The organism is Brevundimonas sp. (assembly GCF_036677305.1).
In the GTDB taxonomy this organism is placed as follows: Bacteria; Pseudomonadota; Alphaproteobacteria; order Caulobacterales; family Caulobacteraceae; genus Brevundimonas.
In genome coordinates this window covers 1-9,332 of record NZ_JAKFEB010000172.1, presented here as the reverse complement: position 1 = coordinate 9,332, position 9,332 = coordinate 1, and the positions used below count along the sequence as shown (strand labels likewise).

Here is a 9,332-nt window from a genome sequence, read left to right as displayed (position 1 = left end):
CCTACTCCGCCGCGATCGCGTGGCCGGCGAAATTCGCGCGGCGGCTGCGGTAGGAGGAGATGCGCTCCTCGATCTCGTGACGGAAATGCCGGATCAGGCCCTGCACCGGCCAGGCCGCGGCGTCGCCCAGGGCGCAGATGGTGTGGCCCTCGATCTGGGTCGAGACCTCCAGCAGCATGTCGATCTCGGACGGGTCGGCCTCGCCGACGGCCATCCGCTCCAGCACGCGCCACATCCAGCCCGTGCCCTCGCGGCACGGCGTGCACTGGCCGCAGCTCTCATGCTTGTAGAAATAGCTGATGCGGGCGATGGCGCGGACCAGATCGGTCGACTGGTCCATGACGATCACCGCCGCCGTGCCGAGGCCCGAGCGCATGTCGCGCAAGGAGTCGAAATCCATCAGCGCCGTCTCGGACATCTCTCGCGTGATCAGCGGCACGGACGAACCGCCCGGAATGACGGCCTTCAGATTGTCCCAGCCGCCGCGCACGCCGCCGCAGTGCTCTTCCAGCAGCTGCTTCAGCGGGATCGACATCGCCTCTTCGACATTGCACGGCCGGTTCACATGGCCGCTGATGGTCATCAGCTTGGTGCCGGTGTTGTTCGGACGGCCGAAGCCCGCGAACCACTCGGCGCCGCGGCGCAGGATGGTGCCCACGACCGCGATCGACTCGACGTTGTTCACCGTGGTCGGACAGCCGTACAGGCCCGCGCCCGCCGGGAACGGCGGCTTCAGGCGCGGCTGGCCCTTCTTGCCTTCCAGCGACTCCAGCAGGGCCGTCTCCTCGCCGCAGATATAGGCCCCGGCGCCGTGGTGGATGTAGACGTCGAAGTCCCAGCCATGGACGTTGTTCTTGCCGATCAGCCTGGCCTCATAGGCCTGCTTGACCGCCGCCTCCATGCGCTCGCGTTCCAGCACATATTCGCCACGCAGATAGATGTAGCAGGCGTGCGCCTGCATCGCGAAGCTGGCGATCAGACAACCCTCGATCAGCAGTTGCGGATCGTGGCGCATGATCTCCCGGTCCTTGGCGGTCCCGGGTTCGGATTCGTCGGCGTTGACGACCAGATAGTGCGGCCGGTCCTTCACCTCCTTCGGCATGAAGGACCACTTCAGACCGGTCGAGAAGCCGGCGCCGCCGCGTCCGCGCAGGCCCGAGTTCTTGACGTTGGTGATGATCCAGTCCCGACCGAGGTCGAGCATGTCCTTGGTCGCGTTCCACGCGCCGCGCTTCTTCGCACCCTCCAGACCCCAGTCCTGGAGCCCGTACAGGTTGGTGAAGATGCGATCCTTGTCTTCGAGGATTCCGACCATGATTCAGTCCATCTCCGCCATGCGGCGGCGGTGATAACGGGTACGCATGAAGATCGCGCCGAGCATCAGGGCCCAGCCGAAGGCCAGGGCGCCGTAGCCGATCCATTGCAGCATCGGGCCCGCGCCGCCCACGGAGCCCGAGCCCCAGACAGCGACGGCGCCGAGAATGACCAGGGCGAAACCGGCCAGACGCTGATTGCGGCCGACCGTGCGCAGCTCGGCGCGGTACTGGGCGACCTTGGCGTCGTCGGTCAGATCGGGGCGGCTCATGCGACCACCGGATCGCTGTTGGGCAGCTTCCTGATCGGCTTGGCGGCCGAACCGTCATACAGCTTCGGATCGGTCAGGGTCAGGGCCCCGCCTTCCGGCTCCGAACTGGCGCGGCCGACGCGCGAGCCGGGCTTCGGCTTCTTGCCGGCGGCGAAGTCGTCGATGACCTGGGCCATCGTCTCGGCCGTCAGGTCCTCGAAATAGTAGTCGTTGATCTGGGCCATCGGCGCATTGGCGCAGGCGCCCAGGCATTCGACCTCCTGCCAGGTGAAGCGGCCGTCGGCGCTCAGCGTGTCCTTGGGGCCGATCTTGTTCTTGCAGACGTCCATCAGCTCGCCGGCGCCGCGCAGCATGCAGGGCGTGGTGCCGCAGACCTGGATCAGGGCCGCCGAGCCGACCGGTTCGAGCATGAACATGGTGTAGAAGGTCGCGACCTCCAGCACCCGGATGAAGGGCATGCCCAGCAGTTCGCCGATCGCGCGGATGGCGGGCTCCGAGACCCAGCCCTCCTGCTTCTGGACCAGCCACAGGATCGGGATCACCGCCGACTGACGACGGTTCTCGGGATATTTGGCGATCCACCAGTCGCACTTCGCCTTCGTCGCCTTCGAGAAGGCGAACGAGGCGGGCTGTTCCTTGGCGAGACGACGAACGCTCATCAGACTTCCATCTCAGAGGCGACGACGCCGTCGCCCATCATTTTCTTGCGCACGGTCAGCACCTTGTGCGCGCCCTGGCGGCTGAGCAGGAAATTGTGCTTCCACACGTCCCCGCCGCTGTCGGTCACCGTATAGCCGACCACCGCCCAGCCCTGCCGGACCAGATCGCTCAAGGGCTTGTCGCTCATCGCGCGCTCCCCATCCAGCGGCCCAGCCGCTCGCTCCACACGGCGCGGCCGGCGGTGCGCAGGTCGCGCGACAGCCAGGCCATCGGCGGCAGATAGCGCACGGCCATCTGGCCGGCGAAGATCGCGCCGCTCATCCACACCACCGAGCGCAGATTGGCTTCCCAGAAGCCCCTGCCCTCTTCCAGATAACCCAGCCGGTAGGCGCCGCGCACCAGCGTCACGCCGGCCAGACCCGGAGCCGCGACGACCGCGCTGGCCAGGGCGAATTTCAGCCCGCCCATGATCGCACGCCGCTTCGGCGAAAAGACCGCCTGCACCGCGACGGCGAACGTCAGCAGCGCGGCGAACCAGATCGCCTGGGTGGTGGTGAACACCGGATCGACGGCGAAGGCGCTCACTGGCCGGCCTCCGTCGACAGGGGGCGGACCTGCGAGGGCAACAGGTCGGCGCGGGTGATCAGGCAGTCCTGGACGCGATAGACCACCACCGCCTCGATCTGACCTTGACCGACGGTGAGCACCTCTTCGTCGATCACATATTCGCCCGAGACGATCCGCGTCCGGATGGACAGCCGAAGGTCGGCCGGAGATCTTGCGAAGCTGCGGGCGTAACGGGCCTGGATCTCTTCACGGCCCGTGGACGTCACCGTCGCGGGAAAGTCCATGATCACAGCGTCGGCCGCATAGAAGGCCGCGAACGCTTCCGCGTCCCGCGCGCGCCAGGCGGCGATCTGCTGGTCGATGACCGTGGCCGGATCGCAGTCGAACATCACCGGTCCACTTCCCCGAACACGATGTCCAGCGAACCCAGAATGGCCGAGACGTCCGCCAGCATGTGGCCGCGGTTCATCCAGTCCATGGCCTGCAGCGAGCGGAAGCCCGGGGCCGAGATCTTGACCCGGTAGGGCTTGTTGGTGCCGTCGCTGACCAGATAGATGCCGAACTCGCCCTTGGGCGCCTCGACCGAGGCGTAGACCTCGCCCTCGGGCGTGCGGAAGCCCTCGGTGTAGAGTTTGAAGTGGTGGATCAGCGCTTCCATCGAGCGCTTCATCTCGCCGCGCTTGGGCGGGACGACCTTGTTGTTCTCGGTCATCACCGGCTCGCCGGGGCAGTTGCGCAGTTTATGGATGCACTGCTCCATGATGCGCACCGACTGCTTCATCTCCTCGATGCGGCACAGGTAACGGTCCCAGCAGTCGCCGTTCTTGCCCACGGCGATGTCGAACTCGAGATCGGCGTAGCATTCGTACGGCTGCGACTTGCGCAGGTCCCACGGAATGTCAGAACCGCGCAGCATCACGCCGGTGAAGCCCCAGTCCAGCGCCTGCTGTTTCGACACCACGCCGATGTCGACGTTGCGCTGTTTGAAGATGCGGTTCTCGGTGACGAGGGATTCAATGTCCTTCAGCGCCGCCGGGAATTCCGCGCACCAGCGGCCGATGTCGTCGATCAGGGCGTTGGGCAGGTCCTGGTGGACGCCGCCGGGCCGGAAATAGTTGGCGTGCAGACGGGCGCCCGAAGCGCGCTCGTAGAACACCATCAGCTTTTCGCGTTCCTCGAAGCCCCACAGCGGCGGCGTCAGGGCGCCGACGTCCATGGCCTGGGTCGTCACGTTCAGCAGGTGCGAGAGAATGCGGCCGATCTCGGAATACAGCACCCGGATCAGCTGGGCCCGGTAAGGAATCTCGACGCCCAGCAGTTTTTCGATGGCCAGGCAGAAGGCGTGCTCCTGGTTCATCGGCGCGACGTAGTCGAGGCGATCCAGATACGGCACGTTCTGCAGATAGGTCCGCGCCTCCATCAGCTTCTCGGTGCCGCGGTGCAGCAGGCCGATGTGCGGATCGACGCGGGTGACCAGTTCGCCGTCCAGCTCCAGCACCAGACGCAGCACGCCGTGGGCGGCCGGGTGCTGGGGCCCGAAATTGATCGTGAATTTGCGGTCGTCCAGCGCGCGGGCGTGGTCGGTCAGGCCATCGTCGAAGATGTCCGTGGCCCCCAGCGGCGGCGCGGGCGTGTTGTGTCCGTCAGCCATCAGGCCTTGCTCCCCGCCAGTCCCTGCGCCTTCTCGTCGCCCGGCAGGACGTCCAGCGGATATTCCGCGCCCTCCCACGGGGACAGGAAGTCGAACTGCCGGAATTCCTGGGTCAGTTTGACGGGCTCATAGACCACCCGCTTCTGCTCCTCGTCGTACCGGACCTCGACATAGCCGGTCATGGGGAAGTCCTTGCGCAGCGGATGTCCCTGGAAGCCGTAGTCGGTCAGCAGCCGGCGCAGGTCCGGGTGACCCGAGAACAGCATGCCGTACATGTCGAACGCCTCGCGCTCGAACCAGTCGGCGCAGGGGAAGACGCCCACGGCGCTCGGCACGGGCTGGACCTCGTCGGTCGTCAGCTTGACCCGCACGCGCGCGTTCCGCGTCATCGACAGCAGGTGGTAGACCACCTCGAACCGCTCCTTGCGGTCCGGGAAGTCCACCCCGCACAGGTCCAGCAGCTGATGGAAGCCGAACCGGTCCTTCAGCGTCGTCAGCACCTCGAGGATGCTGTCGCGGTCCGTGATCAGCGTCAGCTCGCCGAACGCCACCTGGGCCTCGACGCCCAGCGCCCCGACCATCTCCGCGCCCAGCGGCGTGAGGGCGGTCTCCATCTCTTCCATACGGGCGAGCGCGTTCATCGGTCGATCGTCCCCGTCCGCCGGATCTTCTTCTGCAGCTGCAGCAGCCCGTACAGCAGCGCCTCCGCCGTCGGCGGGCACCCGGGCACATAGACGTCGACCGGCACGACCCGGTCGCAACCGCGAACAACGCTGTAACTGTAGTGGTAGTACCCGCCGCCGTTGGCGCAGCTGCCCATGGACAGGACGTAGCGCGGGTCCGGCATCTGGTCGTAGACCTTGCGCAGGGCCGGAGCCATCTTGTTGGTCAGTGTGCCGGCCACGATCATCAGGTCGGACTGGCGCGGGCTGGCGCGCGGGGCCATGCCGAACCGCTCCATGTCGAAGCGCGGCATCGAGGCCTGCATCATTTCCACGGCGCAGCAGGCCAGGCCGAAGGTCATCCACATCAGCGAGCCGGTTCGGGCCCAGTTGATGACGTCGTCCAGCGAGGTGGTGATGAAGCCGCGCTCGCCCAGTTCGGCGTTCACGGCCTCGAAGAATTTGTCGTGGATGGCCGGGTCGTAGCCCTCGACCATGGTCCGGCCGCCCTGACCGAAGGCCAGGGGCGACGAGGCGTGCGGCCCCACGGGCGAGCTGCCCTGGTTGCCCACGCCGATCAGCGGGACGGTGTTCGTGGTCGTCACTCCCATTCGAGCGCGCCCTTCTTCCATTCGTAGATGAAGCCGACGGTCAGCACGCCCAGGAAGACCATCATCGACCAGAAGGCGAACACCATGCCCGCGCGCGACAGGTCGAACATCGACACCGCCCAGGGGAACAGGAAGGCCACTTCCAGATCGAAGATGATGAAGAGGATCGACACCAGATAGAACCGGACGTCGAACTTCATCCGCGCGTCGTCGAACGCGTTGAAGCCGCACTCATAGGCCGACAGCTTCTCGCTGTCGGGATTCTTGGGCGCCAGGACCCAGGCCGCGATCATGAAGCCGAGGCCGAGAACCGCCGCGATCCCGAGAAAGATCACGATCGGCAGATATTGGAGCAGGAATGCGTTCATCCGGGGGGACCTCGTCCGCCACAGAGGGAGGGGCGGATTCGGCGCTTTCTAGACCGGGAGCCGCGCCCGTTCAAACCCATGTGACGAAAGGTTTTTCTTGAGAATGGTTCGCAGGTTATTCCGCACTTCCAGCGGCGGCCTCGATGGCGTCGCCGTCGGGGAAAAACTCTCGAAAAGCCCGCTTTCGTCGCTTGACAGTGCGAGCCGCCCCCGCCTAAACGACGCCCCTCGCCGCGACGCACCCTTTCAGCGCCGCGGCCGGGATACGCGGGTGTAGCTCAGTTGGTTAGAGTGCCGGCCTGTCACGCCGGAGGTCGCGGGTTCGAGTCCCGTCACTCGCGCCACTTTTTCCTAAACAAAATCAGGAAGAAGTGGCGCGGGCCCCCAGCGCCGCTGGCGCGCATTTCCAACGCAGAATTCTGACATTCGAATTTTTGTCGCTGGACGTTCTGTTTCCGGCCTCCCCATGAAGACGGGCCCCTTCAGCGCCCGATCACACCCGATTCCGCAGTCTGACATTCCCGCACTGACGCCTCTGCCCGGTTGATTACGCCCGCCAATGCCCCCCCCGTCGCGGAAAGCGATAGATAGGCCGACTCACCGTCGGATTGGCGACCGAGGCCCCAAGCCTGATATCCGACCCCGTCGGGGGGCGTTACGGCAGCGCTTGGCATGTCGGCGCCTTCGGGGGGATAGCCATACAGCGGCGGCAAGGCGAACATCGCGGGCAAAAGGCGTTCAAAGCCGGCCAAGGCGCCGATAATTCGAGGGCAATCTTTCGAACTGATCCACTTCACGGAGCCGTCTGCCTGACGCCCGTACAGCCACTCGCCGGGAGCCCGGATGCCGTCCGGGCTCTCTGCCATCATGGCTCGACGGTAAATCCAGACTATTAGCGGCGCGGTTGGGTCGCCGCGGGAAAAGCCGAGGACGAAGGTCGCGCCCGGCGGCGTCAGACCTGGCGCATCGGGTACTCTTGGCGGGGCGGCTTGCGCACAGACCACGGTCGCCCCGCAAACGACGCCAAGAGCGACAGCCGCTGCAATTGCGTTACGGGCAGGCTTGGCCATTGGGGTCTACCTCAATACTGGGCTGATTGGCCTGAATGTCGCCTTCGATGGTGTCGGCGTCATAGTAGTGGATGGCGTTATATGCATCTACGTCTGCAGGGGGTGTCGCTGCAGGGCGAAGACGGTTTGAATTATCGCGAACGAGGCGCCTACCTATTTCTCAACCCGGATGGAACGGTCTCTCTTGGGCCGGTGAAGGAGGGGGACCCGTTTGTGAGCGGGGGCGTCGGATCGACGGGTGACTTGAGTTACGGTGGCCGGGACCCCGCTATGATCATTGGCTCAGTCCACACCCACAGCGTAGGCAACTTCCTTCCGTCCACTGCGCCAAACGGCGGCGGTGACCGCGGACACCTCCATAGCAGTCATCCGAGCCATCGTCCTCCGGTTCTTCATCGATCTCCCGCTGCTCGATGGGGTCCCAGCCTTTGCCACCACCGACGCCAGAACCTCCTCCGAACGGTGCGGACGTTCTGGCGGGTCGCCGGTTGCCAACGACGATCACGTCGTCAACGGTCGTTGTTGTATCCGTCACGGCTCGATCCTCCTACATTAGCGCGAAGTCTAGGTGAAAGACGCAACTTTTGGGAGAGTTTTACCGGAAGCCGCCGTTCGACGGGCTCGGGTTCCATTTCCAGTCGCTCAACGACCGGACCTTACCGCGGTTTCATCCCCGCGCCGCAGTCTTGCCTTTTTCCGCTACAAACGTAACACTACAGATGTAGCAGGAGACTCGCCGGCATGATCGAGACCCTTCCCCGCCGTGAACGCGAGGTGTTCGAGATACTGTGCCGGCTGGAAACAGGCACGGCGTCTGCAGTGCGCCAGGCCATGGCCGGTTCGCCCAGCGACTCGGCCGTGCGGACGCTGCTGACCCGGCTGGAGGCCAAGGGTCTCGTCGATCATCACAATGAGGGCGCCACATATGTCTACGCCCCGGTGCCCAATCCCGATGCGGTCGCCGCCGGGGCCCTGAACCGGCTGGTCGACACCTTCTTCGCCGGCTCCGCCGCCAGCGCGGCCACGGCCCTGCTCGGCCTGACGAAGAGGTTGAAGCCCGACGAACTGGCCGCGCTCGAGCGCGCCATCGAAAACGCCCGGGAGCGCGAGTCGTGATCGCGATGCTCCTGTCCCTGCTGGTCAAGTCCAGCCTCATCGCCGGTCTGGCCCTGTCGGCGGTCTGGAGTCTGGCCGGCCGGTCGCCGGCCGAGCGCGTGACGCTGTTGCGGGCCGCCGTCGTCCTGCTGGTCGCCCTGCCCCTGATCGCCCTGGCCGGTCCCGACCTCACCGTCTGGCTGGCGGCCCCGCCCACGCCCGCGCCTGTCGAGACCTTCATCCCTCCGGCGGCGGGAACGGCCCCGGGCGTCTCGCCGGCCTTCGCCCTGCCCGGCCTGCCGACATGGATCGCCCTCGTCTGGGCCCTCGGCGCCGCCGCCCTTCTCGCCCGCTTCGGCCTCGGGGTGCTGACCCTGGCCCGCTGGACCCGCCGCGGCGAGGTCGTCTCCGATCCCGCCTGGACGGCGGCGCTGGCCCGGCTGGGCGGCAGGTTCGCCCCTCGCCTGCTGGCGACCGGCCGGATTGCCGCGCCGCTGAGCTGGGGCGTGCCGCCCGGCGTGGTTCTGATCGGCGCCGCCCAGTTGAACCAGCCGCGCGACGCCGAGGCCGTGCTCGCCCACGAACTTGCCCATATCCGCCGCCGCGACTGGATGTTCCTGGCCCTGTCCCGCGTGGCCGCCGCCCTGTTCTGGTTCAGTCCGCTGGTCTGGCTGCTGCAAAGCGAACTCGGACGCCTGTCCGAGGAGGCCGCCGACGCCGAGGCCCTGCGCCATGTCGAACCCGAGGCCTACGCCCGCACCCTGCTGGGGATGGCCGCCGACTTCACCCCCGTGGCCGCCACCGGCATGACCGGACCGGCCCGTTCCCTCGCGAAAAGGATCACCAAGGTCATGACCCAACGCCGCCCCGCCTCGCCTCGCCCCATCGCCATGATGGCGGCGGTCGGCGCCCTGCTTGCCATCGCCACCCCGCTGGCCGCGGTCGAACTGGCGGCGCGGCAACTGCCCGAGCCTCCGCCGCCCCCGCGCGCGCCCTTCGCGGCCCTGGCCCCGGCCGCGCCGACCCCGCCGGTCGCGCCGACGGCTCCCATGGCGCCGCCCCG

General features: G+C 66.7%; 12 protein-coding genes and 1 tRNA gene. 3 read left to right on the top strand and 10 right to left on the bottom strand.

Translation table 11 applies throughout. The annotated features are described in order from the left end of the window. Position 1: 1 nt before the first annotated feature. The 10 genes from nuoF to V6M42_RS09790 are packed head-to-tail and all read right to left on the bottom strand — an operon-like array spanning position 2 to position 6,104. Positions 2-1,315, bottom strand: coding sequence for an NADH-quinone oxidoreductase subunit NuoF (gene nuoF / locus V6M42_RS09835; RefSeq protein WP_332678357.1), 1,314 nt, complete (start codon positions 1,313-1,315; stop codon positions 2-4). A 3-nt stretch (positions 1,316-1,318) separates the two neighbouring features. Further along, positions 1,319-1,585: a hypothetical protein gene (locus tag V6M42_RS09830; RefSeq protein ID WP_332678356.1), complete on the bottom strand. Its 267-nt coding sequence runs from the start codon at positions 1,583-1,585 to the stop codon at positions 1,319-1,321. Then, entirely contained in the window at positions 1,582-2,244 is a 663-nt protein-coding gene (gene nuoE, locus V6M42_RS09825) for an NADH-quinone oxidoreductase subunit NuoE (protein WP_332678355.1), read from the bottom strand. The genes V6M42_RS09830 and nuoE overlap by 4 nt, the downstream gene beginning before the upstream one ends. Then, positions 2,244-2,432 (bottom strand): hypothetical protein, encoded by a 189-nt coding sequence (locus V6M42_RS09820; protein ID WP_332661023.1) that lies wholly within the window; start codon positions 2,430-2,432, stop codon positions 2,244-2,246. Before V6M42_RS09820 ends, nuoE begins: the two co-directional genes overlap by 1 nt. After that, complete coding sequence (locus V6M42_RS09815) at positions 2,429-2,830, bottom strand: hypothetical protein (protein ID WP_332678354.1); 402 nt, start codon at positions 2,828-2,830, stop codon at positions 2,429-2,431. The genes V6M42_RS09820 and V6M42_RS09815 overlap by 4 nt, the downstream gene beginning before the upstream one ends. Continuing rightward, on the bottom strand, positions 2,827-3,201 hold the full coding sequence (locus V6M42_RS09810) for an SgcJ/EcaC family oxidoreductase (RefSeq protein ID WP_332661026.1): 375 nt from the start codon (positions 3,199-3,201) through the stop codon (positions 2,827-2,829). Before V6M42_RS09810 ends, V6M42_RS09815 begins: the two co-directional genes overlap by 4 nt. Further along, entirely contained in the window at positions 3,201-4,463 is a 1,263-nt protein-coding gene (locus V6M42_RS09805) for an NADH-quinone oxidoreductase subunit D (RefSeq protein ID WP_332678353.1), read from the bottom strand. The genes V6M42_RS09810 and V6M42_RS09805 overlap by 1 nt, the downstream gene beginning before the upstream one ends. Then, positions 4,463-5,077 carry an NADH-quinone oxidoreductase subunit C gene (locus V6M42_RS09800; RefSeq protein WP_332661045.1) on the bottom strand — a complete coding sequence of 205 codons (615 nt, stop codon included), beginning with the start codon at positions 5,075-5,077 and terminating at the stop codon, positions 4,463-4,465. The genes V6M42_RS09805 and V6M42_RS09800 overlap by 1 nt, the downstream gene beginning before the upstream one ends. Positions 5,078-5,100: 23 nt before the next feature. Then, entirely contained in the window at positions 5,101-5,757 is a 657-nt protein-coding gene (locus V6M42_RS09795; RefSeq protein WP_442880950.1) for a NuoB/complex I 20 kDa subunit family protein, read from the bottom strand. Then, positions 5,727-6,104, bottom strand: coding sequence for an NADH-quinone oxidoreductase subunit A (locus tag V6M42_RS09790; RefSeq protein ID WP_332661030.1), 378 nt, complete (start codon positions 6,102-6,104; stop codon positions 5,727-5,729). Before V6M42_RS09790 ends, V6M42_RS09795 begins: the two co-directional genes overlap by 31 nt. 267 nt (positions 6,105-6,371) lie before the next feature. On the opposite strand from V6M42_RS09790, the gene V6M42_RS09785 reads away from it, so the two are divergent. The 3 genes from V6M42_RS09785 to V6M42_RS09775 all read left to right on the top strand — a co-directional run. Then, positions 6,372-6,448: transfer RNA gene (locus tag V6M42_RS09785), tRNA-Asp, on the top strand. A 1,467-nt stretch (positions 6,449-7,915) separates the two neighbouring features. Beyond that, positions 7,916-8,290 carry a BlaI/MecI/CopY family transcriptional regulator gene (locus V6M42_RS09780; protein WP_332661034.1) on the top strand — a complete coding sequence of 125 codons (375 nt, stop codon included), beginning with the start codon at positions 7,916-7,918 and terminating at the stop codon, positions 8,288-8,290. 5 nt (positions 8,291-8,295) lie between these two features. Beyond that, the coding region (locus tag V6M42_RS09775; protein ID WP_332678358.1) for a M56 family metallopeptidase at positions 8,296-9,332 on the top strand (1,037 nt) is incomplete at its 3' end.

What these genes read in the sequence shown, in the direction of transcription:
- V6M42_RS09790 (WP_332661030.1), bottom strand. Translation starts at nt 6,104, where the DNA reads ATGAACGCATTCCTGCTCCAATATCTGCCGATCGTGATCTTTCTCGGG.
- V6M42_RS09800 (WP_332661045.1), bottom strand. Translation starts at nt 5,077, where the DNA reads ATGGAGACCGCCCTCACGCCGCTGGGCGCGGAGATGGTCGGGGCGCTG.
- V6M42_RS09830 (WP_332678356.1), bottom strand. Translation starts at nt 1,585, where the DNA reads ATGAGCCGCCCCGATCTGACCGACGACGCCAAGGTCGCCCAGTACCGC.
- V6M42_RS09810 (WP_332661026.1), bottom strand. Translation starts at nt 3,201, where the DNA reads ATGTTCGACTGCGATCCGGCCACGGTCATCGACCAGCAGATCGCCGCC.
- nuoF (WP_332678357.1), bottom strand. Translation starts at nt 1,315, where the DNA reads ATGGTCGGAATCCTCGAAGACAAGGATCGCATCTTCACCAACCTGTAC.
- nuoE (WP_332678355.1), bottom strand. Translation starts at nt 2,244, where the DNA reads ATGAGCGTTCGTCGTCTCGCCAAGGAACAGCCCGCCTCGTTCGCCTTC.
- V6M42_RS09805 (WP_332678353.1), bottom strand. Translation starts at nt 4,463, where the DNA reads ATGGCTGACGGACACAACACGCCCGCGCCGCCGCTGGGGGCCACGGAC.
- V6M42_RS09820 (WP_332661023.1), bottom strand. Translation starts at nt 2,432, where the DNA reads ATGAGCGACAAGCCCTTGAGCGATCTGGTCCGGCAGGGCTGGGCGGTG.
- V6M42_RS09780 (WP_332661034.1), top strand. Translation starts at nt 7,916, where the DNA reads ATGATCGAGACCCTTCCCCGCCGTGAACGCGAGGTGTTCGAGATACTG.
- V6M42_RS09795 (WP_442880950.1), bottom strand. Translation starts at nt 5,757, where the DNA reads ATGGAAGAAGGGCGCGCTCGAATGGGAGTGACGACCACGAACACCGTC.